The 23,142-nt window shown below is 46.7% G+C and carries 25 protein-coding genes and 1 pseudogene; 6 read left to right on the top strand and 20 right to left on the bottom strand.

From position 1 onward, the window contains the following. Positions 1 to 333 precede the first annotated feature (333 nt). Positions 334 to 1,083, bottom strand: a complete 750-nt coding sequence (locus PMI05_RS23650) for an SDR family oxidoreductase (RefSeq protein ID WP_007727329.1) — start codon at positions 1,081 to 1,083, stop codon at positions 334 to 336. A 173-nt stretch (positions 1,084 to 1,256) separates the two neighbouring features. On the opposite strand from PMI05_RS23650, the gene PMI05_RS23655 reads away from it, so the two are divergent. Next, the gene (locus tag PMI05_RS23655; protein WP_007727331.1) at positions 1,257 to 1,832 is read left to right on the top strand and encodes a TetR/AcrR family transcriptional regulator; all 576 of its coding nucleotides are present in this window, start codon (positions 1,257 to 1,259) and stop codon (positions 1,830 to 1,832) included. Between the two features lie 357 nt (positions 1,833 to 2,189). Here the strand turns inward: PMI05_RS23655 and PMI05_RS23660 are convergent, their stop codons facing one another. The 17 genes from PMI05_RS23660 to PMI05_RS23740 all read right to left on the bottom strand — a co-directional run bounded on the left by PMI05_RS23660 (position 2,190) and on the right by PMI05_RS23740 (position 16,582). Further along, the gene (locus PMI05_RS23660) at positions 2,190 to 2,459 is read right to left on the bottom strand and encodes an IS5/IS1182 family transposase (RefSeq protein WP_039961268.1); all 270 of its coding nucleotides are present in this window, start codon (positions 2,457 to 2,459) and stop codon (positions 2,190 to 2,192) included. Then, positions 2,402 to 2,524: a hypothetical protein gene (locus PMI05_RS31830; protein ID WP_369751242.1), complete on the bottom strand. Its 123-nt coding sequence runs from the start codon at positions 2,522 to 2,524 to the stop codon at positions 2,402 to 2,404. The genes PMI05_RS23660 and PMI05_RS31830 overlap by 58 nt, the downstream gene beginning before the upstream one ends. 626 nt (positions 2,525 to 3,150) lie before the next feature. Continuing rightward, positions 3,151 to 3,690 (bottom strand): N-acetyltransferase, encoded by a 540-nt coding sequence (locus PMI05_RS23665; protein ID WP_007727333.1) that lies wholly within the window; start codon positions 3,688 to 3,690, stop codon positions 3,151 to 3,153. A 714-nt stretch (positions 3,691 to 4,404) separates the two neighbouring features. Further along, on the bottom strand, positions 4,405 to 5,358 hold the full coding sequence (locus PMI05_RS23670) for an NADP-dependent oxidoreductase (protein WP_007727337.1): 954 nt from the start codon (positions 5,356 to 5,358) through the stop codon (positions 4,405 to 4,407). 14 nt (positions 5,359 to 5,372) lie between these two features. Continuing rightward, entirely contained in the window at positions 5,373 to 5,702 is a 330-nt protein-coding gene (locus tag PMI05_RS23675) for a helix-turn-helix domain-containing protein (protein ID WP_007727339.1), read from the bottom strand. 28 nt (positions 5,703 to 5,730) lie between these two features. Beyond that, positions 5,731 to 6,705, bottom strand: a complete 975-nt coding sequence (locus PMI05_RS23680) for an LLM class oxidoreductase (protein ID WP_007727341.1) — start codon at positions 6,703 to 6,705, stop codon at positions 5,731 to 5,733. Positions 6,706 to 6,783: 78 nt separating this feature from the next. Then, positions 6,784 to 7,995, bottom strand: a complete 1,212-nt coding sequence (locus tag PMI05_RS23685; RefSeq protein ID WP_007727342.1) for an MFS transporter — start codon at positions 7,993 to 7,995, stop codon at positions 6,784 to 6,786. 216 nt (positions 7,996 to 8,211) lie between these two features. After that, positions 8,212 to 8,838 carry a LysE family translocator gene (locus tag PMI05_RS23690; RefSeq protein ID WP_007727344.1) on the bottom strand — a complete coding sequence of 209 codons (627 nt, stop codon included), beginning with the start codon at positions 8,836 to 8,838 and terminating at the stop codon, positions 8,212 to 8,214. 74 nt (positions 8,839 to 8,912) lie between these two features. Further along, on the bottom strand, positions 8,913 to 10,265 hold the full coding sequence (locus PMI05_RS23695; protein ID WP_007727346.1) for a HAMP domain-containing sensor histidine kinase: 1,353 nt from the start codon (positions 10,263 to 10,265) through the stop codon (positions 8,913 to 8,915). Positions 10,266 to 10,272: 7 nt separating this feature from the next. Continuing rightward, positions 10,273 to 10,962 carry a response regulator transcription factor gene (locus PMI05_RS23700; protein ID WP_007727348.1) on the bottom strand — a complete coding sequence of 230 codons (690 nt, stop codon included), beginning with the start codon at positions 10,960 to 10,962 and terminating at the stop codon, positions 10,273 to 10,275. Positions 10,963 to 10,973: 11 nt separating this feature from the next. Further along, complete coding sequence (locus tag PMI05_RS23705) at positions 10,974 to 11,558, bottom strand: TVP38/TMEM64 family protein (protein ID WP_007727350.1); 585 nt, start codon at positions 11,556 to 11,558, stop codon at positions 10,974 to 10,976. A gap of 126 nt (positions 11,559 to 11,684) precedes the next feature. Further along, positions 11,685 to 12,179: a GyrI-like domain-containing protein gene (locus PMI05_RS23710; RefSeq protein WP_007727352.1), complete on the bottom strand. Its 495-nt coding sequence runs from the start codon at positions 12,177 to 12,179 to the stop codon at positions 11,685 to 11,687. Between the two features lie 82 nt (positions 12,180 to 12,261). Next, positions 12,262 to 13,191, bottom strand: a complete 930-nt coding sequence (locus tag PMI05_RS23715) for a YafY family protein (protein ID WP_007727354.1) — start codon at positions 13,189 to 13,191, stop codon at positions 12,262 to 12,264. A gap of 376 nt (positions 13,192 to 13,567) precedes the next feature. Then, complete coding sequence (locus PMI05_RS23725) at positions 13,568 to 13,777, bottom strand: hypothetical protein (protein WP_007727355.1); 210 nt, start codon at positions 13,775 to 13,777, stop codon at positions 13,568 to 13,570. A gap of 76 nt (positions 13,778 to 13,853) precedes the next feature. Then, positions 13,854 to 14,687, bottom strand: a complete 834-nt coding sequence (eutC, locus tag PMI05_RS23730) for an ethanolamine ammonia-lyase subunit EutC (RefSeq protein WP_007727356.1) — start codon at positions 14,685 to 14,687, stop codon at positions 13,854 to 13,856. Positions 14,688 to 14,707: 20 nt separating this feature from the next. Continuing rightward, positions 14,708 to 16,069 carry an ethanolamine ammonia-lyase subunit EutB gene (locus tag PMI05_RS23735; RefSeq protein WP_007727357.1) on the bottom strand — a complete coding sequence of 454 codons (1,362 nt, stop codon included), beginning with the start codon at positions 16,067 to 16,069 and terminating at the stop codon, positions 14,708 to 14,710. A 138-nt stretch (positions 16,070 to 16,207) separates the two neighbouring features. Continuing rightward, positions 16,208 to 16,582, bottom strand: a complete 375-nt coding sequence (locus PMI05_RS23740; RefSeq protein ID WP_007727358.1) for a response regulator — start codon at positions 16,580 to 16,582, stop codon at positions 16,208 to 16,210. A gap of 290 nt (positions 16,583 to 16,872) precedes the next feature. Here PMI05_RS23740 and PMI05_RS23745 point away from each other — a divergent pair, with 290 nt between their 5' ends. Both PMI05_RS23745 and PMI05_RS23750 read left to right on the top strand, forming a co-directional pair. Beyond that, the gene (locus tag PMI05_RS23745) at positions 16,873 to 17,967 is read left to right on the top strand and encodes a bifunctional transcriptional activator/DNA repair enzyme AdaA (RefSeq protein WP_007727360.1); all 1,095 of its coding nucleotides are present in this window, start codon (positions 16,873 to 16,875) and stop codon (positions 17,965 to 17,967) included. A gap of 12 nt (positions 17,968 to 17,979) precedes the next feature. Next, positions 17,980 to 19,452, top strand: a complete 1,473-nt coding sequence (locus tag PMI05_RS23750) for an MFS transporter (protein WP_238543348.1) — start codon at positions 17,980 to 17,982, stop codon at positions 19,450 to 19,452. A 72-nt stretch (positions 19,453 to 19,524) separates the two neighbouring features. Here the strand turns inward: PMI05_RS23750 and PMI05_RS23755 are convergent, their stop codons facing one another. Beyond that, on the bottom strand, positions 19,525 to 19,965 hold the full coding sequence (locus PMI05_RS23755; RefSeq protein WP_007727363.1) for an Rrf2 family transcriptional regulator: 441 nt from the start codon (positions 19,963 to 19,965) through the stop codon (positions 19,525 to 19,527). Between the two features lie 155 nt (positions 19,966 to 20,120). Between PMI05_RS23755 and PMI05_RS23760 the strand changes: the two genes are divergently transcribed. Next, positions 20,121 to 21,410, top strand: a complete 1,290-nt coding sequence (locus PMI05_RS23760; protein ID WP_007727365.1) for an acyl-CoA thioesterase/bile acid-CoA:amino acid N-acyltransferase family protein — start codon at positions 20,121 to 20,123, stop codon at positions 21,408 to 21,410. A gap of 68 nt (positions 21,411 to 21,478) precedes the next feature. Continuing rightward, positions 21,479 to 21,817 (top strand): histidine triad nucleotide-binding protein, encoded by a 339-nt coding sequence (locus PMI05_RS23765; RefSeq protein ID WP_007727375.1) that lies wholly within the window; start codon positions 21,479 to 21,481, stop codon positions 21,815 to 21,817. Between the two features lie 10 nt (positions 21,818 to 21,827). On the opposite strand, the gene PMI05_RS23770 is transcribed toward PMI05_RS23765, so the two are convergent. Continuing rightward, a complete protein-coding gene (locus PMI05_RS23770; protein WP_007727377.1) occupies positions 21,828 to 22,805 on the bottom strand; it encodes a YpdA family putative bacillithiol disulfide reductase in 978 nt (325 codons plus the stop codon). A gap of 145 nt (positions 22,806 to 22,950) precedes the next feature. Here PMI05_RS23770 and PMI05_RS31445 point away from each other — a divergent pair. Continuing rightward, a pseudogene (locus tag PMI05_RS31445) lies at positions 22,951 to 23,142 on the top strand (glycosyl hydrolase); the annotation flags it as partial.

Raw genomic sequence — 23,142 nt, forward strand, 5'->3', positions numbered from 1 at the left:
CGGCGGGCTCGGTTGAAAAATCCAATCCTAGCCCGCCGCTGTTACATTCCAACTTACTCGCTCTTTTCCTGTGAGTTATCACAACAACTGTCCTTAAACATCCTGATATTACTAATGATTTTGAACTGGCATTTTTTCAAAAACACTTGTAATCAGGTAAGCAATTTACACTGATCCCTTTCTTTTCCCCCTCGACTTTTACTGAGCAGCATTACTCTACAAACGGTGAAATAAAGTGTTAGACTTGGCAATAATTGAGTGGAACATCCTCGTCACATCCCACGGAAGATAGAGGCTTCGTGAACGGAGGAGACTCCCCGAGGCTGGGCTAGATTAATGAATCTTTGGAGGTTCAGACTTCATCGTATCGTTAAGCTGGGTCACAAAAACTCCTTCGTTCGGGCCAGGGTTATTTCGAAACATTTTCGCTTCTTCGACCAGAACTTCGTCTGTATCCGTGCCAAGTATCTTAATCGTTGCTTCAATGAATGTCGCAAGTGACATTGCACGCGGTTCATCGTTGTTGCTTTGAACCCATGGTGGCACAATTTCTATTACTTTTACCGATGTGTCTTTAAGCAGGTATCTTTGGGACAGCGTATAGGTATGAAGTGCTGCCTTCGTCGCGGAGTATACAGCAGTTGCCGCTAACGGAACAAATCCAAGTATCGAAGTCGTGTTAATGACAACGGCTTCTTCTTTGGACTTCAAATGGTCGATTAATGCAGAAGTCAACCGAATCGGACCTAACAAATTTGTGGCGACTGTCGAAACCAAAACATCCTCATTGATCACGCCCGCCGCGTTATCGGGTTGAATGATGCCTGCGTTGTTAATCAAGACATTCAAATCCGGGAATTCTCCGATTAACTGCTTGGCTGCCCCCTCTATACTGGTAGGGTCTTGTACATTCAATTCCATTGCTGAAATGCCGGGATTCGCTTTGATTGTCTCCTCCAAACGCTCTTTACTTCGGCCAGAGATAATAACTTTATTTCCAAGATGGTGGAGTGCTTCTGCTAACGCACGTCCAATTCCCGAACCGCCACCTGTAATGAAAATCGTGTTTCCTGTAAGTTTCATGATTATACCTCCTCTTAATTTGAACATATGTTGAATTATCAATATATGTTTTATATAGTGAATGTATCAGGGTGATAAATCGGGCTCAATGGTTAAAACAAGCTCGGTTGTTGATTGTTCAACAGAGGGCTTCGAAGTGATCATTTTTTGGATGGGATAAAGGGGAGAAGGATATGGCCAGGCGTATTCAAAAATCGAGACAAGCGATTATGGATGCTTTTATGAGGCTAATGTCAGAAAAGGAATTCGAGAGCATAACGATCAATCAAATTGCGGTAGAAGCAAATGTCAATCGAGGAACGGTGTATTTGCATTTCGCTGACAAGTACGATCTGCGCGAGCAATGTATAGCAGCTCAAATTAACCAGTTACTTCGACATTGTATGTCTGGAGATGACCTACTTCATCTCCCTTCCAAAACCGCATTACTTCACAGTTTTGAATATTTGGAACAACATGCTTCTTTCTACTCCTTAATGCTGAAGAGTAAGGGAAGCACTGTATTTCGAAATCAAATGGAGACCATGTTCGGGGAAAATCTGAGTGAGTATCTGGATTCAATCAATCTCGATAAGGAAATAAACAGGGACATTACGGTACAATTTTTAACTTCAGCAACAGTGGGTATATTGGAATGGTGGATTATCCGTTCGATGCCATATCCCCCATCGGTCATGGTTGAACAATTTTGGAATTTACTGAACCGAGGTGTCGAAGGACACGAACATCATTCCATTAGAAGCCGCTAATTTGGCGGCTTCTTTTGTATTAATGAAGGCCTGCAGATTAATGAAGGGTTTTCTCAGGTTAGATAGAGGGAGGGAGTGATAATTGAGAGTATAAAAAACCATCTTGAACCTCGTATGAATATGCGCAGCTTAAGATGGGATCTTTGATTAATATAAATGCACGTCTATTGTTACTAAGTCATTGACTGTTAGAGCTTGCCTTGGCGGATGCCAATGTCTTTATGCCGATAAGTGGATTATATATTACGTGCATTGAACTAACTGGGAACGTTAGTTGAACGACAACAGCGGCGGCCTAAGAATTTATTTACTCAGTCTTGGTTCGCCGCTTGCTTTTACTAGGGCCTGTACGCAAACTTATTTCAGCCATAACCTCATCGAAATCAACGCCAAAAAGGCCTTGAACATGCTCGCTGTCTTGTCATAGCGGGTCGCCAAGCGCCGATAATTCTTCATTTTATTAAAAAAGCATTCGATTAGATGCCGTTCTTTATACGTATCCTTGTCATAAGCTAGCTTCTTTCGCCGGTTTCGCTTGCTCGGAATAAAAGGGGTTGCTTGTTGCTCCTTCAACAAGGTAACAATTGCATCGGTATCGTAAGCCCGATCCGCCAACACCCTGGACATGAAAAGATTTTGCCATCAACCTTATTCCTAGTAACGACAACGACGAGTATGCCATCTTCAGACAAATGCTTGCGATCTCGCAGAATAGGATATTTTTACGTTGCCAAAGTACATTATTTTAATGGATGGAATTTTACCTGAACCTTTTTTCCCATTTAATCCCCGCCTCAATTACATACGGTTACTACTGTCTATTAAAATCGAAGGGAATTCCCTTAGCTGATACTTTTAATAAGATACCTTTCTCTAAAATAATTGTGCGGGATACCTTAGCGGCAATAACTCGGTACTATTCTATGGAAACTATTCTTAAAAATTGCGGGTTTATCTATATGACAATGAAACAGCATGTAATAGATATGAAACTTCTATCCGAGACCGCTCTGTGCATCACGTACAATACCGATAACCCCTTCCGGCGAAGGGGCAAGACTAATTATAATTTTTATCTGGAATAAGGGAATCCTGGAGCTGTGATCTATTGATTAGCAAATGGATGCGACATTCAATAAAACTACATCCATGTTTGCGAATTTCTTCTCCCACTAAGGCCTTAACATTTTTTATGCGTGGCGACTCCTGTTTTACTGGCGCACCCAGAATAGGTTTTCAAAAAATAAGTATTGCTCTGATTGATCGAATACCAACACCCCTTCTTTTACAGGGGTGTTGGACTAACTTGAAGGCGTCATTAGTGTTTCCAATGCAGCACTTCATCCGGATTGGCAACATTTCGTCCGTAGTATTGGTGGGCGCGGAAGTTGTGGATCTCCTGACAGGCCTTGGACATATTCCCGAGTACGACTTCCTGTGGTAAATCATCGTGCGGACTCCAGTAATAGATTTTCATTTCATATGTTTCGCCATTTTCTTCTTCCCAGCTGTATTGAATACGGTCCGCTTTCACAAACCCGTTCTTTTGATAAAAATGGACTCTCTTGATGGAATCTTCATCATTTCGATCGATAGGTTCTACCTCCAGAATGATGTCTTTCCCTCTCTTTTTGAGTGTCTGGATGACCTTGGTACCGATACCTTGTCCACGCGTGGCAGGATTGATTAGGAGGTAATCGATGAAGATAAACGTCGGAAACTCCGCGTACAGCAAAAGAAATTTGTCTGTATCGACTTTGTGGTAAATGTCTGTTTCCCTGATAAGCGCCTGAATTTGTCCTTCCTTTTTCATTTCATATTCTGGAAAGTATTCATTTAATCGGTCATACCAATCCATGAGACATTCCCCCACTTGATCACTCGTAATGATCTCTTTAGCTTATACAGAATTGCCCACAACCACTCAGGCTCAATTACCGAAGAATGTCAAGACCTTAATATTCTAAAGCAGGAATCTACTGAAGGTTATATATTATAACTACAAGGGTCACACGTATATGACTTGAAAACTGTCTGGCGACACGAACGTACTACCATTCTGCGATACAAATGGGTTCAACAAGCCAGTTTTTAGAATCACATTTTTCGTTTGTTTCACTCGACACCCATTATCCCCATAATCAATTGACATCGCTTTCCCCCTCCATTTAACTACGGGTCACCTGTATAGAATAACTCGGTACTATTCTGTGGAAACGATTCTTAAATATGCAGGTTTATTCTAGATGACAATGACGAAAAATGCATGTTTACAGTTATGAAACTTCTATCTGAGATTAAGATTTATATTCATCTGTGAAGGAGAGACACTAAAATTGACTGGCGTGCATTGTGTCAAAACAGCATATATAGAAAAAATCCTTGATATAATATTATGACACTTCCCCTAAACAGCTAATCAAACCCGACATTATAAAAAGTTCAAAAAAACCTGTTATGACAACGGTTTGCCATAACAGGTTTCAGATGTTATTTGTCACTTTTCCTTATAATCAGGTGACATACATAAATATAAGCAGTGAAAACATCAATTATAAATCACATTTCCCCATCATGAATGGACGAGCACAATCTTGCCACGCACTCTACCTGTTTGACTAAAGAGATGCGCATCTCGAACCCCTTCAACAGTCAATGGATATACCTCTGTCAAGAAAGGCTTTATGTGTTTGGCTTCCACTAGCTCACGGATATGATTCATGTTTGCCCCATCTGGACGCGTAAACACAAAAGTAACATCCAGCTCTCGTTCTTTCTCAACCGCATCAGCGAAAGAAGGTTTTTTGGCATCACGCTCGCTGATAATGGTTGCCACTCTTCCTTTCTGTTTCATAAATTTTATACCTTCTCCGTATGCTTCTCCACCCAGCGTGTCCAGCATGAATGTAAATTCTGTAGGGGTGTGAAGTGATCCCTGATCATATACGATGACTTCATCTGCTCCCAGCTCACGGACAAAATCGCTATTTTTGGAGCTGGTTGTCGTAGCCACATAGGCACCTAGCGCTTTTGCTAGCTGGATCGCCATGGAACCAATCCCTCCGCTTCCCCCCAACACCAGGACTTTATCTCCCGATTGTACCTTCCCTACCTCCACCAATGCCTGCCAAACCGTTAGTCCAACCAGCGGAAGCGAAGCCGCTTCCGTATACGACAACCCACGAGGCATCGGGGCTACGATATTCGCCGGAACGATAATTTCATCTGCGTATGTCCCTTCTCTTTCCAGTTCTGGGCGAAAGAAGACATCATCCCCGATTTGAAAATCCTGCACATTCGTACCAACAGCTGTTACCGTACCCGCAGCATCCCACCCTAAAATAAGTGGCAGTTCAAAAGGAAAATCTGCTTGCAACAGTCCTTCCCGCACCTTCCAATCCACGGGATTTACCCCGCTCGCTTTTATCGATATGAGCAAATCGTCCGGCCCGATTGGTTTTGTTGGCAGTTCAATTTCTGTTAACTGTTGGATGCCTCCGTATTGCTTAATGCCAATTCCTCTCATCGAACTTCCCCTTTTCATTCGACTATTTTTCGCAATTGGTTTTCGATGTGACTTTCTCCCCATTCACACATGACATCCAGGACCTTCGACAGTGTCTTGCCGTACTCCGTCAAGTCATACTCGACGCGTGGGGGAACCTGCTGATAAACATTGCGGGTGATGATGTTGTCCGTTTCCAATTCGCGCAGTTGCTGCGTTAACATTTTTTGCGTGATGGCAGGCATTGATCGTTTCAGTTCGCTTGTCCGCTTCGTCCCTTTTGCCAACAAGCAGAGGATCACCACTTTCCATTTCCCTCCAATGACCTCCAATGTTGCCTCTACAGGGATATTGTATTTTTCCATGTCCTCCCCTCCTCATATGAAGCTGTAGTCAAACTCGCTCCGGTGAATCGATATGGGCCGGAAAATAAGGCAATACTTCTTGTCCAAGCTCATCGATGACCTCGTCAATGGGACGTTTGCTAGGGAACAGGGCGAAGAACAAATGATTGACGCCGACTTCTTGATACATGGCCAGCAATTCTACAAGCATTTTTCTACCGACTCGGTACCCTAATCGAATCGGCGTGACCGACTCATCCGGATTTTCCGCAAGATCCAAGTGAAGAGGCTGAATAAACGGCTTGAATACACCTGGATGATATATCTGGACAAGCTCTCTCCATTCTTGGATGGCATTTGCTTGATTGAATGGATCACGCGGGTAATAAATCCAGCCATCTCCGTTTTGCGCAAACCAGTCCATCGTTTGTTGACTATACCCCGTGATAAAGGTAGGAATGGGCGCGGTTGATTTTGGCACCAGATTCGCTCCATCAATCCTGCCGTATGGGGAGTTGATTTTTGGGAAATCCTCTGCCATGACCTTCTGCAAGTAGTCGTAGCCATCGCGAAACAGCTCCGCACGCTGTTCATGTGGCACATTCAACCCATGAAAATCAGCCCGTCTGTCCCCAGAAGAAATACCCATCATCAAACGTTGGGGAAACAAATTTTCGATGGTCGCTGTCTCTTTTGCCACTCGCAGCGGATGCCGCAGTGGAAGCACGATACTCGAGGTACCAAAAGCGATTTTTTTGGTTTGCGCAGCCAAATAGGTTAAATAAATCATCATGTCATAAATTTGCCCGGTTGCAGGGTCACCAAAAGCGGGGTCCTGCAAAATCACATCCCGCAGCCAGATTCCGGTAAAGCCATAGTCTTCTGCCGCTTGGACGAGTTCAACCTGGCGCTCCATTGTCGGTGCTTCCCACTCGTATGCCTCCAGCGGAATGTGAAATCCCAAGGTCATCTTTCCTTCTTGGAACATTCGCTGAAAACCATAATGACCGTCGAATTTGCTCATCGATGCTCTCTCCTCACGTGATGTATTTGGAAACCAACGGCAGACAAATGCTTTCATCCATCCACCGTCTTTGTACGATTAATGACGAGCTTTTTCCAGCTTGCTGCTGATCACCGTGAGTAATGCTGCACCCAACACCATCACTCCGCCGACCCATGGTGTATGAATCAATCCAATGGTATCGACGATGATTCCTCCCACGAAGGCTCCAATCGCAATGCCGAGATTGAATGCCGCAATGTTAATGGCAGAAGCTACATCAACAGCAGTTGGCACGTATTTTTCAGCCAACTGCACGACATATACCTGTAAGCCAGGTACGTTCATAAAAGCCAAGAGGCCCATCAGCATAATCGTCAGGGTTCCCACCCATTTGAAAGGAGCTGTAAATGTCAAAATGATCAGAATGATCGCCTGAATGATAAACATCCAGCGCAGCGCTTTTAAAGGATTCTTGTCAGCCGCTTTTCCTCCGACCGTATTTCCAATCGCTACCGCAATCCCATAGACGAGAAGCATCAGACTGACGGCACTCGCCTTATAACCTGTGATTTCTTCCAGAATCGGACCTAGGAACGTAAAGGTTACGAAGGTACCGCCGTAGCCAAGTGCCGTAATCGCAAAGACAAGCACCAGTGGCAAATTTGTGATTATTTTCACTTGGTCTTTAATGGAAGCAGGCTTGGATTTTTTCAAATTGCTAGGTACCAGAATCGCTGTCGAGATAAGTGCAATCACTCCAAGAATGGCAACTCCCCAAAAAGTCGCTCTCCAACCAAACATTTGTCCAATAAACGTTCCCAAAGGTACGCCTGTAACAGTTGCAACAGTCAGACCCGTAAACATCGTCGCAATCGCGCTGGCACGTTTGTTTTCTGGCACCAGATCGGCTGCAATCGTCGAACCGATGGAGAAAAATACCCCATGAGAAAACGCGGTAAAGAAACGGGCAATGATTAAAAGCGTAAAACTACTCGACAAGGCTGCCGCACTGTTTCCGACAACAAAGACAATCATCAAAAGCATGAGTAGCATTTTGCGTGGAATTCGACTTGTAAGTGCTGTAATAATCGGTGCTCCAATAGCTACCCCTAATGCATATCCAGAAATAAGAAGTCCTGCCAAGGTGATGGTTACTTTCAAATCCTGTGCGACTGTAGACAACAAACCGACGATAACAAATTCAGTAGTCCCGATACCAAATGCGCTGATTGCGAGAGCAAGTAAAGCAAGAGTGGAGTTTTTCGCACCAGTTTCTTGCTGCTTCACATTGGATGTAATAGTGCTCATCTGAGTTGTATCCTCCCTTAATTTTTCTTGCCATTCACAAAGCAGGGCCCTTACTTATCATGATTGGCGAATATGTTGGTTCTGAATGCTATTATGTCTCATGCCTCACATGATAGGAAGTACGTACTTTCAAGTATCATAGGCACTAAAAAGTACCTTACATCAGAAACCAAGCAATAAAAAAAGCCGGGAAGACTGTCTCCCCGACTCATGACCTTATCTCTCTTGCAGTGCTACTTTTAATCCTAATAAGATGTAAACAGAACCTACGATCTTGCCACTCCAGCGGCCCAGCCAGGAAATTCGTTTCACCAGATGCCCCAATGGTCTGATACTGATCGCAATCAACGCGGTGTAAAAGAACCCCAGAATGGCGAAAATCAGTCCAAAGACAAGGAATTGGAAAATGGCTCCCCCACGCTCCGGATGTACGAATTGCGGCAGAAACGCCAGAAAGAACAGCGCCGTCTTTGGATTCAGAACTTCTGCGAGGATGGCTTGCCCATACGATTGCAGCGGTGGCAACGGTGTTACTTTTGGCAACTCTGGATCAACTGGTTTTTCAAGCATGGCCCGAACCCCTAAATAGACCAAGTAAGCGGCTCCCACAAATTTGACGAGATTGAATGCCCATGCAGATGTCATCAAAATCGCGGATAAGCCGACCGCAGCAAAAATCGTATGAATGAAGTCGCCTGTAGCAATGCCCAGCCCTGCCATAATCCCAGCTTTACGGCCTCCCTGTACGGTACGCGTCGCAGTTAACAGGACAGCGGGTCCCGGAATTAAAAAGAGGCCGATCACAACAGCCAAAAATGCTCCCATGGTAGTCCAATCAAACATGTGCTCTCCCTCTTTGTATCGAATATTCAAATTCTCTTAATATCATAAACGATGTGCAGCGAGAACGATACGGTTTAGGCTTTCTTTTCGCCTTCATGAGCTTGTGGCGGAAACAAAATTGTGATGGTCGTTCCCTCCCCTACCCTGCTATCCAACGAGATGATTCCCTTGTGTGCCTCCACAATCCCTTTTACAATCGTCAACCCTAATCCTGCTCCACCACGTTCCCTTGCTCGCGAGCGATCTCCCCGATAAAAACGCTCAAAGACGTACGGGAGGTCCTTTTGATCGATGCCCGTGCCGCTGTCCTTCACTTGCAAACGGACCAGCGTACTCGGTTTGTCTACCGTGACTACGACTTCTCCTCCGGCTGGCGTATGCTTGCAGGCATTCGTCAACAAATTGGCCACGATTTGCGCCAGTCTCTGCCTGTCCCCTATGATCCAGGCAGCGTGATCTCCTTTGAAGTGAAAATTCACTTGCGCACGGGCAAACGTAGCACTCATTGACTCGGTGACTTCTTTGACAACCTCACGCAGTTCCACTTCTTCACTGCGCATTTGCAAGGAACCCGACTCCACCTGAATCACCTGATCTAAATCGCGGACGAGACGGCTCAAACGCAGTACCTCAGACCTTGTGCTTTCGAGATTTTTGGGAGTTGCTTCCCATATGCCGTCGATCATTCCCTCTACTTGCGCCAGCAAGGTGTTCAGTGGTGTCCGCAATTCATGGGCAATATCGGAGGTCAGTCGCTTGCGCAGCTCCTCCTGATGCTCAAGACTTTGGACTAGGTTGTTAAAAGCAGCGACCAATGACGTAACTTCATCCTTGCCACGAGGCTCCGGCACGCGTATGGACAGATCGCCTCGCGCGACTCGTTGCGCTGCGGTGCTCACTTGTACGACTGGACGCACCATGGTCCGGGCGAGCGGTATGCTGATGATAATGACCAGGATGAGCAGCACAGCCATCGTCCACAACGTCGTGTTTTTATGCGCCCATTGGAAATGACTTTCCAAAGTCATATACGCACTCCGGTCATCATGACTAATTACCAGTTGCCCGATCATGACCCCCTTACTGACAAGGGGAATCTTGTCTACACTGTAATTGCTCGTATGGACTGGTCGCTTACCCCACTCGTTTTTCACTTGTTGCTGTTTATCGAGGAGTGTGATATGCAGTCCCAAGACCTCGGAAACCGCTTCAAGCTTTTGATAGGCTTCCGCTCCCCAGCCTTGATTGTCCTGATACGCCTGGAGTGCGACACGCGATATTTCTTGGTTATGCTGATTTCTCACTTCATTGGCATACATGGAAAAATGAACATCCATTTCCTTTACGGACAACAACGAGGAAAAAAGAACAGCGCATGCGCCGACTGTCATGATCACAAAGGCGAGCTTTACCCAAATATGCTTCATCGTGGCCTCACTTCTTCATGGGATCGTCAAAGCGATAGCCCAATCCGTACACCGTCTTGATATACTCCGGTTGCTTCGGGTCTACCTCTATCTTTTGGCGAAGATTTTTGATATGCGTATCTATGGTTCGGTCGTATCCTTCGAAATCAAAGCCCATGACCTCACGCACGAGCTCCTCCCTGCCCCACGTTCTCCCCGGATAACGGACAAGCGTTGTGAGCAAGCGGTATTCATTTGGCGTAACCTCCAAAGCGACTCCATTTTTCGTGACTCTCTTCTCATTCATCGATATGGTCAAGTCTCCCACCTCGATGAAATCGGAGAGTGTTGAATAATCGCCCGCACGACGCATGACGGCTCGAACACGTGCTACGAGTTCTCTCGGGCTAAAGGGCTTGATCAAATAATCATCAGCGCCAATCGTAAGCCCACGAATCCGATCCGCCTCTCCACTTTTCGCCGTTAGCATCAAAATCGGGACACGAGACTCTTTGCGAATTTGGACGCAGACTTCTTCCCCGCTCAGATCAGGTAGCATCAGGTCCAAAATGATACAGGTCAATGAAATTGTCGTGGCCATTTCCACCGCTTCCTTGCCTGTTTGGGCGGTCAGAACATGATAGCCTTCCTTTTGCAGATAGGAGGACAATATTTCTAAGATTTGCGGCTCATCATCGACTAGCAAAATGGTAGACATGTGAATCCTCCCTACTCCTCTTGTGTTTGATCCTTTCCTTTTTTCCAGAAAAGTAAAAAGACGAGAGCACCTGCCAGTAAGGCAAAGAGCAAGCGAAACTTGTTTTCACTAAAAGTAATCAGATCATGGCCGACGAATGTTTCAAAAACCATCGACGGCACTTTTCCAATCAAGGTCGCTACTAAAAATTGCACGAAGGTGATATTCGTCAAAGCCGCACCTAAATTGATCACACCGGAAGGCATCATCGGATTCAATCGGAGCAAAACGATGGCAAGACATTTGCGAAAATTCGTCGTTCCATTGATGGCATGTACCCATTTGAACGATTTCAGCTTTTCGCGCCGATCTGCTTTATTGATCGTATAGCGGTAAAGAAAGAAGGCAATGCAAGCACCAACCACCTCTCCCGTCAAAGAAATCAAGAACCCTCCGTACAAGCCAAACACGACCGCATTCGCACCTGATAAAAAAATGGACGGCAATACACCTGCCACACTGATTACGATGTTCAATAAAATACTACCGATAATCCCCAGCATTCCCAAAGAGCGAATCCACTCTGCCAGGGCTTCTATATTCGTTATCCAATCCATCCGTCTGTATGACTCCCCTCTGCCACTCTCTCTCTAGAGTAAACGAAACTTGTGAAGAAATCATGGAAAAAAGCAAAACAGCCGTAGTCTGATCGACTACGACTGCTTGTATGATTTGCTGCATCATTATTCTTCTGAAATCGCGATGTATAAATCCACTTGCGCGTTGTTGGGATCAGCGCAGCGCACTCCGTCATATCGCTCGAAATCTCCGGTAAAAGTCCGCTTGTTCCCCGGTTGATGGGACCACTCCCACACCTTCGCCCATGCTTCCATCACAACCTCTACCATCGGCCCTACGCGAGTCGTAAATACGGCATAGGTAGAAGCTGGTAGAGTCTTGACCGTGAGTTCGGCAGGAAGCTCACCGTTCTTTTCGATAACGGTTCCTACTAACAAGGAGTACTCGCCTGTCTCGTCACTGTCGTAATCGGAATACACACCCAGAACAATACCCGGCTCTTTTTGATGGGGAGTTTTGAAGGGATGCTCTTCTTGATAATAGCGTTGCCACAGTTCCCCAATTTTCGCATTCGGTCCGCATTCCGCCTCATTGGTTGTCCGAATTTGCAAGCCTGCTACACGCATTTCATCGAGTTTGACAATCGTTGGGTTCATCATTAACCACGCTCCTGTAAGAGTTTGTTTACATGACTTAGTATAACGACCATACCCTGACAACTATCTGTCAACATTCCAGCGTTTATTCATAAAGTTTCGCCATTCTTTTTACCGTATCCCCAATTCTCTGCCTCACATGTGCAGGCTCATGTACACACAAGGCATCGCCAAAGCTAAGCAGCATACCAGTTAACCACTCATCGTCTGTCATCTGCGTTCGTACCAGCAACGAGCCATCCTGCATGGTCTCTATCGCTTCTGGGGCAAACATATCCCGTACCCTTACATGTACACGCGGCGCAAATTCGAGGACAAGAGAAATGCGCTCTGCTGTATCCCATTCTTCGAGCCATTCCAGTTTATCTACATGATACGGGCGAGGCGAAAATTCCTCTGTCAGCATAGACATGTCTGCAATCCGTGACAAGCGAAACAGACGATCCTCCTGGCGCTGTAAACAATAGCCATACACGTACCACACATAGCCTTTGATAATCAGTGTTACAGGCTCAATGGTGCGCTCTGTCGCATCGCCTTGTATTTTCGTATAGGTAATCCGCACACGAAGTCTTTTCTCGATGGCTTCCCGCAGCTTGTTTACTTTTTCGGCGATTGCCGGTGTACTGCCCCACGGATTAAAGTCGTAAACAACGGGATGTGCACTTCCTTGCAGAGAGGATGGTGCAGTAGTGAGCAACGCTTTTATTTTTTCCAGAAGCTGTCCGATTTGCTTATCGTCTGTGGAGGAATGAACCCCTTTTAGCGCAGCAATAACCGCAACCAGCTCATCCAAGGATAAATATTGCCGATCGATCGTAAAATTCTCCATGATCTCGTATCCGCCGCTTGCCCCAGGGTACGCTACGATCGGAATTCCTGCTGCGTTAATCGTTTCCAAATCCCGATAGACCGTACGCAAGGATACTTCAAAGTGGTCGGATAGTTCACGAGCGCTCACACGGCGCTTATTCAACAGCATGATAACAATAGCGAGTAGCCGTTCTACCTTCATGATCGCCCTCACTTTTCTTTTTAGGCAACATAGTGGAGGAGAAGAAAAAGCACAGGTCTCTTCGACTCTGACACGCCAGCTGGGGGGATTCACTGGACGTCTCCACTTCAAAAAGGGGACCGTCGAGCCAAAGCCACCCTACGGGCGGAAGTTTCTCAAAGGAGAAGTGTTCGACGAGCGTGGTCCCCTTTTTGAAGTTACGACTGGGTAGGCGTTGTCAAGGTCTACGAGCCCTGTGCTTTTTCTTCTCACTAGCTTAGTTGGTTATCGATACATTTTAAAACGTAGATGAACATTCCGTATGAATGATCATACAAAAAAGGAATCTGCAGCCTAAAGTTGCTGCACATTCCCTTTTTGCCTTGCTCATTCGAAACTATACGCCCATACGTCTGCGTTGATTGTTTGGTTTTTTGGTGAGCTGGCTTTTCATGCTCTGATTTTGCGCCTTTTGATTCAACGGATTATTGGCTTGGGCTTGCGCTTGTTTTTTCTCCGCCATTTTGCGCTTCATCGCCTCTTGCAGGCTGATCTTCCCAGGCTTTTGCTCAGTGGTTTCTTTTTCGTTTTGGTTTGGCTCCGTCATGCGTAGCAACTCCTCATAGAAATTGGTTATCTTCTATGTATTCTAGTGCAAGACAGGAGGAAGCGCCAGTGGGAATCTACCCGTTATTCGTCCGAAGCTGTGATAATTTTACACCGCTCGCCTGGTACTTCAAAATTTCCTCCAAAAGCTCTGCAAGGTACGCACCTGCCTCAATCGGTAGCGTGCCACCCTTATGAATATTAGAAATAACCGTACGATCTGATTCTACCGTATTGGCATCTGGTTTGTAAATCATGTAAGCACTGAGACTTTCTGCCGTTGCAAGCCCAGGTCTTTCCCCGATCAAGGAAATGACGACCTTGCATTTTACGATGGACGCTACCTGATCTTGAATCCAGACGCGACCTTTGTTAATGAACACTGGCTTTCCTACACTGATGTTTCTCATGGAAAGACCTTGGATTAACGCAGGCAGCAAGTCTGGAATCGTCGCCTCACACGCCGAGGTGCTCAGTCCGTCCGAGATGACAATTTGAACGTCTTTTCCTTTATCTCCATTCTGCTCCAGCCAACGGGCGGATTCATCCGATAACATCCGTCCCGAGTCGAGGTTCATTAAATACTCCTCCATGCTCGTCGCTCTTGAATGGAGAACAGGAAGCTGCAAGCTCTCGATCAGTTCCGGACTGATTGTTTTCATGACCGCATCGCGAGCCGCTGCCTGATCTATGCGAAATTGCAGATAGCTACCCGTCTTCATTCGGGTACCCGCCCGACCGATTCCGATACGAGCTGGCGTACGCTTCATCGCTTGCTCCAATGCTTCTGGATTGTTGGGGTTCTTTACCCCGCATTGCTTTTGCTCAGGAAAATCAATCACGCCCTGCCCTATTTTGGACAGCTCATCCATTACGCGCTGGACCAAATCATCCATATTGATCTGTTTCATCTTGCTTCCCTCCCCACTCGTTAGTCAAAAATGGTTAAATCGCCTGCACGCTCTGTCAAACGACCATTTTCCATAATGCCCATTTTTTCCAACCATTTCTCGAATTCCCGGAGAGGTCGCAGTCCCAAGAGCTCGCGGTAGCTGGCGTCATCGTGGTAGCTCGTGTCTTGGTAACTGAGCATGACGTCGTCCCCACCTGGTACGCCCATATAAAAATTCGCCCCTGCCAAAGTCGTCAACATACCTGCAATTTCCTGGTCATTCTGATCCGCATACATGTGATTCGTGTAAGTCGGAGCGATTCCCATCGGCAAACCATGCAGCTTGCCCATGAACAAGTCCTCCAGATCGGCACGAATCATCTGTCTGCCATCATAAAGGGTTTCTGGTCCGATAAAGCCAGAGACGTTATTGACCATGAACGGCTTCCAGTGACGGCAAAAACCGTACGTACGCGCTTCCAGCGTCTGCATATCGACGCCTTCATGAGATTCCAGCGACACCTCAGAGCCTTGCCCCGTCTCAAAATACATGACGTTTGGTCCCGACGCTGTGCCTTTTCGAAGCATCAAATCCATTGCCTCATCCAAAATCTCCTTGTTCACGCCAAACGCATCATTCGCTCGTTGTGAGCCTGCCAGACTTTGGAACATCAGGGAAATCGGCGCTCCGCCGCGAAGAGCCTGCATTTGTGTCGTGATATGGGCCAGTACGCAGTTTTGCGTAGGAATTTCCCACTTTTGCATGAAATCATGTGTCATTTTCAAGAGCTTGGTAACGCTTTCAACGGAGTCGTTATTGGGGTTAATTCCAATGACAGCGTCGCCTGATCCATATGACAAGCCTTCCTTCATCGAAGCCATAATACCATCTGGATCATCGATGGGGTGATTCGGCTGGCAACGGAACGCCAGTCTTCCCGGCTCGCCAATCAGTGTGTTGCAGTAGGCTTGATGCTTCATTTTTTGTGATGCCATGACTAGGTCAATGCTGGACATCAGCTTGGCCGTAGCGGAAATCATCTCGCTGGTGAGTCCACGGCTAATTCTTGTGAGCTCAGGCATCCCTGTGGAAAACGACAAGATGTACTCCCGTAGCTCCCCTACTGTCCAATTTTTAATCTCATCGTAAATGGAGAGATTGATATCATCGTAAATGATCCGTGTCACTTCGTCTTTTTCGTACGGAATGACTGGATTTTCATATATATCACGAAGTTGCATTTCGCTTAATACGACTTTAGCCGCCATCCGCTCCAGTGCGGAATTAGCTGCTAGTTTACTCATGTGATCGCCAGACTTTTCTTCACTCGCTTTAGCCAATACATCACGAACGGAAGTAAACTGGTAATGCTGTTTACGTACAACGCAAGCCAATTTCATCTCTAGCTTCACTCACTTTCTTTTCAACTTTCCGTAAACTCTATCTCATGGAACGTAAAAAAGCGCTTCGAAACATAAGACGAAATGCTCGCCTTGGTCCAAGCGCCGTTGCTCTTCATACGATTCACTTTTTTGCGTTCATTGTTTGCCCGTAAGCACGAACTCCACTGCTGGTAGCAGTTCTTCTTCCATGACGGGTTTGACCAGATAGGCACATATCCCTTTCGCTTTGGCTTGCATGACCATGTCCTTTTGACTGTAAGCAGTCAAGAGAAGGATAGCCGCGTCCGAATGCTCTCGGATAATCCCAGTCGCTGTCAAACCGTCCATAATTGGCATTTTAACATCCATAATAATGAGATGCGGGTTCCACATTTGCGTCAATCGAACGGCCTCTTTGCCGTTTTTTCCTTCAGCTACGACGTTATATCCCTGCTCTTGCAACATCTCGACCAGGTCCATACGCGTTATGGGGTCGTCGTCTATGATGATGACTCGATAATGCTGACGCAATACTCCACCTCCCGATCACCAGTGAACGGACGTGCCAACTACTCATCATTTCCATACGCAACCGACGCCGTTGTCGGTTTATCGCATATTTCTGAATACGTTTATTATATCTATATTTTTAGGCTAATTCCAGCTTAAATCCAGTCCACGACCCTTACCTGCATTTTTAATAGGTGGATGAACGTAGCCTTATACCTGTCATCGCCGAAAAAAAATCAATGTACGATTTTCGGCTGCAACCATTTTGGGTGAGCGATAAAATGAAAACATAAAAATGGAGGGGGAAACGAATGATAACGGCCGAGATGAAGTCCGAGTATTATCAGGCGTTACTTGATAAAAATTCGGAATACGAAGGTGTCTTTTTTGTTGGGGTCAAGACAACCGGCGTATTCTGTCGCCCAACATGTCCAGCAAGAAAACCTAAGTTTGTTAATTGTGAGTTTTTTGATCATGCCAAACAAGCACTTCTGGCCTCATTCCGGCCCTGCCAGCGCTGCCGTCCGCTTTCACATCCCAATCACGTTTCAGAGCTTGTGCGTCTGCTAGTAAACGCTGTAGAAGAGAACCCCGAGCAGCGCTGGACGGAAAAAGACTTTCAAAGATTATCCGTGGACGCTGCAACAGCGCGCCGCCAATTCAAAAAGCGCTTTGGCATGACGTTCGTCGAATATGCAAGGGCGCGACGGATGGGGATTGCGCTAAAAGAAATCAGAGAAGGAAAAGCAATCATCGATGCCCAACTATCCACCGGGTACGAGTCCAGCAGTGGTTTTCGAGACGCATTTTCACGAATTATGGGGGCAGCCCCTACTCTTCTTGGAGATCATCATGTCTTAAAGGCATCGTGGCTGGATACGCGACTCGGTCCCATGATAGCTATCGCAGATGAAGAAGCGCTATATCTACTTGAATTCATTGATCGCCGCGGCTTGGAACGAGAAGTTGAACGTATTAGACAAAGAACGAAGTCAGCGATTATCCCTGGTTCCACAGCGCCAATCCGTTCAATTGAACGTGAGTTAGAGGAGTATTTTGACGGAAAGTTAACAGAATTTGCAACGCCTTTGTTTCTGTGCGGATCGCCTTTTCAAAGAATGGTCTGGGAGCATTTACAAACGATCCCCCCCGGTCAAACTTCATCCTATTCCGATGTTGCAGCAGCTATTGGGAAACCAAGCGCCTTTCGTGCTGTCGCTCAAGCAAATGGTGCGAATCAGTTAGCGATTGTCATTCCTTGTCACCGTGTCATCAACTCCAATGGTGATTTGGGTGGGTACGGAGGAGGACTTTCACGTAAACGCTGGCTGCTTCATCATGAAAAGGAAACACCCGCCCCATTTGACTCGGATTCGAGAAAAATCCAGCAAGTGGATCATGGATGAATAAGCAAAGGAGTGTACAAATTGACACCTGTACAATCGAATAAATGGGCTGTTTTATCTGTGGTCACGCTTGTTTCGTTCATTACCAACTTAGACGCGACGATTGTGGTTATCGGTCTTCCTTCTATCATGGAAGATTTGCGCATTCCGATCAACATTGGTATGTGGACGATTACCGCGTTCTACATCATGAGCACATTATTTTTGCTTCCAGCTGGGCGTTGGTCGGATATGCTCGGAACCAAGCGCATTTTTTTATGGGGACTCGCCTTGTTCACGATTTCCACTGCGCTTTGCGGTCTTGCGAACTCAGGCGCAACACTGATCGGTGCACGACTCCTTCAGGGGACTGGTGCTGCGATGGCAATGGCATCAGCAACACCAATCCTCATACGGACATTCCCACCCAATCAGCTCGGAATCGCTCTCGGAATAAACAACATATCATGGGTGACGGGATCACTCATCGGTCCGGTGATCGGAGGCGCGCTTATCGGTGGTTTCGGATGGCGATCCATCTTTTTTGTAGCTGTCCCCGTTGGAGTCATTGGCTTGATCGCTGGCCTCCTGGTTCTCAAAAACACGCCACCAATCGAAAAGGGCAAGACTGACTGGCCGGGCATTTTGACCTTTGGATCAGGGTTAGTCGCTCTGCTTGTCGCACTATCTGAGGGGCAGTCTTGGGGTTGGACATCGGTACACACACTTAGCCTCTTTGCAACCGCTCTACTTTTTTGGATAGCATTCGTACTCATCGAGCTACGTGTCAGGCATCCACTTTTTCCTCTAAGCCTTTTCACCTATCGAAACTATTCGATTGGTCTTGGAATCACAATGAGTTATTGCATTGGTTACTTCGCCGTCACCATTCTCCTGATGCTATATCTGCAAGGGGCACATCGCTTAAGCCCGTTAGAAGCGGGATTGTTATTGATCCCATTATCTATTCCCCAACTCTTCACGGCCCCCTTTGGCGGTAAACTTGCCGACCGTTTTGGCCCCGGTCGCATGATTCTGTTAGGATCATTTCTAATAGGCTCAGCCCTATTGCTACTTGGACAACTTGGTTCTCAGTTATCGAGCATGGCTGTGATTATCCCGCTTCTTATCATATCCGCCGCCACTGGTCTGTCCTGGCCGTCGCTCGCGAAAGCAGTTCTATCTGCTGCTCCGCAAGAGCGCGCTGGCTCTGCTTCTGGCATGTTCTGGACCGTCTACGAAATGTGTCGGGCAATAAGTCAAGCTCTTTCATTGGTAGTCGTTCAGCTAAGCGTCAAGTCGTCATCCGTCTTGCCGCTATTTTCTGAAACGGGAGCTGGAGAGATCGCACAATCGAAGAGTGACTTGATCTATGCAACGAACAACGGTTTCCGATTCTTCGCCATCTTCTTCGCTATCGCAATCGTGTTAGGATTTTTTCTCATGAGGCCACAATGGAAGAAAGACAGGTGGAAGGAGAAGAAAATAGCCCGCCAGTCCGGATGAGCTGTGCAAGCATTGTTGCTGGCACTCCTTCCTCGCAAAAATGCCCTCGCTTACGCAAGGGCATTTTTGTTCTTACTGCGCTTTTTCGGTTATTTTTTGACGTAGGTTATCTACGAGCTCGGACATTTTCACTCCGCCCAAAATCTCCTCCATGGCATACTGCGCACGAGTCAAAATCAACTCCAGCACAAACTGTATATTCGCTCCCACTGGACAATCGGGATTCGGTTGCTCATGGATGTGAAAAAGTTGCCCTTCTTCCACGACATCGACTGCACGGTAAATCTCTAGAAGCGTGATTTGATCCAGTTCCTTGGCGAGAGAAGCTCCGCCAGCTCCGGCACGTACCTTCACGAGCCCAGCCTTCTTCAACAGCCCCAGCACACGTCGGATCACGACCGGATTCGTATTCACACTACCTGCGATCCATTCGGAAGTGCAATGCGAATTAGAATCAATGGAAAGCAGTGATAAGATGTGGACCGCAATGGAGAAACGGCTGCTGATTTTCATACGTTGTCACCCTTTCGTTGTAATGATTATAGTTACACCTCATGCGAGAAGTCAAGTTAACCATACCGTCACATTTCGTCACGTCGAACTTTTATTCATTCTACTATAATGACTGTGTCAAGTGTTCCCGTAATCTGGAAGGAGTGTTGACAAAAATGATGCTTCCACAAATTGAAGTTACGCCTGCTACAGCCTTGATAGATGTTCCCGTCCATATTACACTTAGCGGGTTTGTCCCGAATCAATTAATCACCCTTCATGCTACGCTAAAAAATGGGTTGCCTGGTGGAGATTTGACTGCATCATCACATGCCATCTTTCAAGCGGACGAAAATGGCTCAGTCGACTTGGTTTCTCAAGCCCCCTTGTTTGGTACTTATGAAGGAATTGATCCGATGGGGTTGTTCTGGTCTATGAATGTACAGACCATGCGTTTTTATCATGCTTATTCTCTGGACGACTTTCAGTTCACCCCACGCTCCACCGAGATAGAATTAACGGCAGAAGTCTACGATAAGCCCGTAGCGAAAGCAGTCGTGAAACGTATTTTTGTCTCCCGCGACGTATCGATACAGAAAGTGACAGACTATGGTCTAGTAGGTCTGTATTTTTCAAAACCCCACACAGAGCAAAGACCCGCCATTGTCGTACTAGGTGGAAGCGAAGGCGGAATTGGTTCCTGCTCACAATTCGCTGCTTTGTTCGCCTCTCACGGCTATCCGGCGCTAGCACTCGCTTACTTCCAATGTAACGATCTTCCTGACGATATTCGCCAGATCCCGATCGAATATGTTCAACGCGCCATTCATTGGTTACAGCAACAGCCCTCCGTACATCCTGATAAAATTACGTTATTCGGACGTTCCAAAGGAGCAGAATTGGCATTAGTCACGGCATCGATCGATCAACACGTGCATACTGTCATTGCTTCGAGTCCCAGCTCTACTGTTACTATCGGGACGGATAAGGCATTCGCTGGTTCAGACACGTTCTCCCCGCAATCCTCTTGGTCGTTTCAAGGAGAGCCTCTGCCATTCGTGCCATGGACAGAGGAGCAGTCAAAAGTCTCACAGGAGCGACTCGACGCAGGTCAACGTATCGATCATATCCATGCCGAAGCGTGGGCTGCTTGTGAGTGGTTAGAAGATGCCGAAATTCCGGTGGAAAATATCAATGGCCCGATCCTCTTCCTCTCCTCGGATGACGATCACTGGTGGCCAGCAGCAGAGCATTGCGAGCAAATGGTACAACGGTTGAAGGATTATCAGTTTGCTCATTCAGTGGTGCATTTGCGTTACGCGGATACAGGACATGGGATCCGTTTTCCATACATACCGACTACCCGCACACAGCTCAATGGTGGTACGCCAAAAAATAACGCCTACGCATCCGAGCACTCTTGGCGTGAGGTTCTTCAGTTTTTAAAACAGACTTTTCCAGAGTAAAAAACAGGGAAAGCCTACTCGCATGACGAAGTAGGCTTTATCTATCATTTTAGAAAGGATGTATAGCCATGGACTGCCTATTTTGCAAAATTGTAAACGGAGACATTCCGTCTAAAAAAGTATATGAGGACGAGCATGTATTGGCTTTTCACGACATTAACCCTGTTGCCCCTGTACACGTCCTGATGATTCCAAAAAAGCATATTCAATCCGTTCTGGCTATCGAGCCTGAGGACAAGGAGCTGATCGGGCACCTTCATCTGTCACTGCAAAAAGTAGCAGAGACAATGGGCGTGAACGAGGATGGCTTCCGTATCGTGACCAACATTGGCAAACACGGACAACAAACCGTCTTCCATCTGCACTACCACCTCATCGGAGGCAGACAATTGGAGTGGCAGTTCTAATCACTAGCAGCTACTGCTCCATTTGAGAGACAATGTGGCGGGCGATACCTTCACCGTGAAACCTTCCATTTTCAATAAAAATGGCGTTTGCGTGATGGCCCGCCGCAATAACTCCTGCTATATAGAGACCTGGAATGTTCGTCGCCATCGTCTCAGGATGATGCGCAGGGATTCCCGTTTCCTCTTCAATCATAACCCCTAACGAATGAAGGAATGTACGATCCGGACGGTATCCAATCAAAGAAAACACATGGTCATTGGCAAGCGTAATGACCTCCCCCCCTGTTTTCACCCTGATGGAACGCTCCTCAATGCTCTCGACTGTTGCATCGAACAGCATATGGATGCGTCCTTTTTTGATCAGACTCTCAAAAACAGGCCTTGTCCATGCCTTGACCTTGTCAGATAGCTCCGTTCGGCGGCAAATCACCGTTACTTCTGCTCCTGCCCGCTCCAGCTCCATTGCCGCGTCTACGGCAGAGTTGTTACCCCCTACTACCGCTACTTTTAGCCCAGTATACGGATGTGCTTCCTTATAGAAGGACGAAACCTTCGGCAACTCCTCGCCTGGTACATCCAGCCGATTCGGATTGTCAAAGTAACCTGTGGCAATCACCAAGTTTTTCGCTTCGTACGTATGTTTATTGGCGAATCGGTCCGTTGTCATGACTTGAAAGCCAACTGGCGTCTTCTTCGCTTCCGTCACCGTTTCATATACGTTCACGCGCAATTTTTCTCGCGCTGCTACCAGTCGATAGTAATTGAGTGCCTCCTGTCTGCTCGGCTTGTCGTTCGCCGTTGCAAAAGGGACGCCCCCGATCTCCAGTAAATCAGGTGTGCTATGAAAAATCATATAGGTTGGGTAGCGATAAATCGAATGGACAAGCGACCCTTTTTCAATAACGATAGGATCAAGTCCAGCTCGCTTGCAGGCAATTGCCGCTGCCAGTCCACAAGGCCCACCGCCTACAATCAGTACGTCTACCATTTCTCTCCGCCTCGCTTCATTCTCTCTATTCTTATTCCTCATCATATCATATCGCATTCCCAGAAAAAGAGTTCGGGCACCCCTGTAAGGTTTCTACCAATATCTAACCAATGAAAGAATGGTTCTCTCTCCTTATACTGGATGTATGATGAAAAAACAAAACATACATATCTGGTTAGTCTCCTTTGCTTTTTTGGTGTACGGTCTCTCTTTTGCCATAGGAGTCCCCGCATCCACAGCATCGACGAAAAATTTAAAAGATATCGCAAACAGCTATGCGATAGAGCAAATCCGCTCGCTACAGGCGGCAGGTGTCATCTCCGGAGATGAAAACGGG

Origin of the sequence: Brevibacillus sp. BC25 (assembly GCF_000282075.1) — a bacterium.
In the GTDB taxonomy this organism is placed as follows: domain Bacteria; phylum Bacillota; class Bacilli; order Brevibacillales; family Brevibacillaceae; genus Brevibacillus.

Excerpts from the sequence above, each read along its gene's own strand:
- PMI05_RS23690 (WP_007727344.1), bottom strand. The coding sequence starts at position 8,838 with ATGTTTGATTGGACTACCATGGGAGCATTTTTGGCTGTTGTGATCGGC.
- PMI05_RS23670 (WP_007727337.1), bottom strand. The coding sequence starts at position 5,358 with ATGAGAGGAATTGGCATTAAGCAATACGGAGGCATCCAACAGTTAACA.
- PMI05_RS23665 (WP_007727333.1), bottom strand. The coding sequence starts at position 3,690 with ATGGATTGGTATGACCGATTAAATGAATACTTTCCAGAATATGAAATG.
- PMI05_RS23760 (WP_007727365.1), top strand. The coding sequence starts at position 20,121 with ATGATGCTTCCACAAATTGAAGTTACGCCTGCTACAGCCTTGATAGAT.
- PMI05_RS23765 (WP_007727375.1), top strand. The coding sequence starts at position 21,479 with ATGGACTGCCTATTTTGCAAAATTGTAAACGGAGACATTCCGTCTAAA.
- PMI05_RS23705 (WP_007727350.1), bottom strand. The coding sequence starts at position 11,558 with ATGGATTGGATAACGAATATAGAAGCCCTGGCAGAGTGGATTCGCTCT.
- PMI05_RS23680 (WP_007727341.1), bottom strand. The coding sequence starts at position 6,705 with ATGAGCAAATTCGACGGTCATTATGGTTTTCAGCGAATGTTCCAAGAA.
- PMI05_RS23715 (WP_007727354.1), bottom strand. The coding sequence starts at position 13,191 with ATGAAGGTAGAACGGCTACTCGCTATTGTTATCATGCTGTTGAATAAG.
- PMI05_RS23710 (WP_007727352.1), bottom strand. The coding sequence starts at position 12,179 with ATGATGAACCCAACGATTGTCAAACTCGATGAAATGCGTGTAGCAGGC.
- PMI05_RS23700 (WP_007727348.1), bottom strand. The coding sequence starts at position 10,962 with ATGTCTACCATTTTGCTAGTCGATGATGAGCCGCAAATCTTAGAAATA.
- PMI05_RS23650 (WP_007727329.1), bottom strand. The coding sequence starts at position 1,083 with ATGAAACTTACAGGAAACACGATTTTCATTACAGGTGGCGGTTCGGGA.
- PMI05_RS23685 (WP_007727342.1), bottom strand. The coding sequence starts at position 7,995 with ATGAGCACTATTACATCCAATGTGAAGCAGCAAGAAACTGGTGCGAAA.
- PMI05_RS23770 (WP_007727377.1), bottom strand. The coding sequence starts at position 22,805 with ATGGTAGACGTACTGATTGTAGGCGGTGGGCCTTGTGGACTGGCAGCG.
- PMI05_RS23735 (WP_007727357.1), bottom strand. The coding sequence starts at position 16,069 with ATGAAATTGGCTTGCGTTGTACGTAAACAGCATTACCAGTTTACTTCC.
- PMI05_RS23655 (WP_007727331.1), top strand. The coding sequence starts at position 1,257 with ATGGCCAGGCGTATTCAAAAATCGAGACAAGCGATTATGGATGCTTTT.
- PMI05_RS23745 (WP_007727360.1), top strand. The coding sequence starts at position 16,873 with ATGATAACGGCCGAGATGAAGTCCGAGTATTATCAGGCGTTACTTGAT.
- PMI05_RS23755 (WP_007727363.1), bottom strand. The coding sequence starts at position 19,965 with ATGAAAATCAGCAGCCGTTTCTCCATTGCGGTCCACATCTTATCACTG.
- PMI05_RS23725 (WP_007727355.1), bottom strand. The coding sequence starts at position 13,777 with ATGACGGAGCCAAACCAAAACGAAAAAGAAACCACTGAGCAAAAGCCT.
- PMI05_RS23695 (WP_007727346.1), bottom strand. The coding sequence starts at position 10,265 with ATGAAGCATATTTGGGTAAAGCTCGCCTTTGTGATCATGACAGTCGGC.
- PMI05_RS23660 (WP_039961268.1), bottom strand. The coding sequence starts at position 2,459 with ATGTCCAGGGTGTTGGCGGATCGGGCTTACGATACCGATGCAATTGTT.
- eutC (WP_007727356.1), bottom strand. The coding sequence starts at position 14,687 with ATGAAACAGATCAATATGGATGATTTGGTCCAGCGCGTAATGGATGAG.
- PMI05_RS23675 (WP_007727339.1), bottom strand. The coding sequence starts at position 5,702 with ATGGAAAAATACAATATCCCTGTAGAGGCAACATTGGAGGTCATTGGA.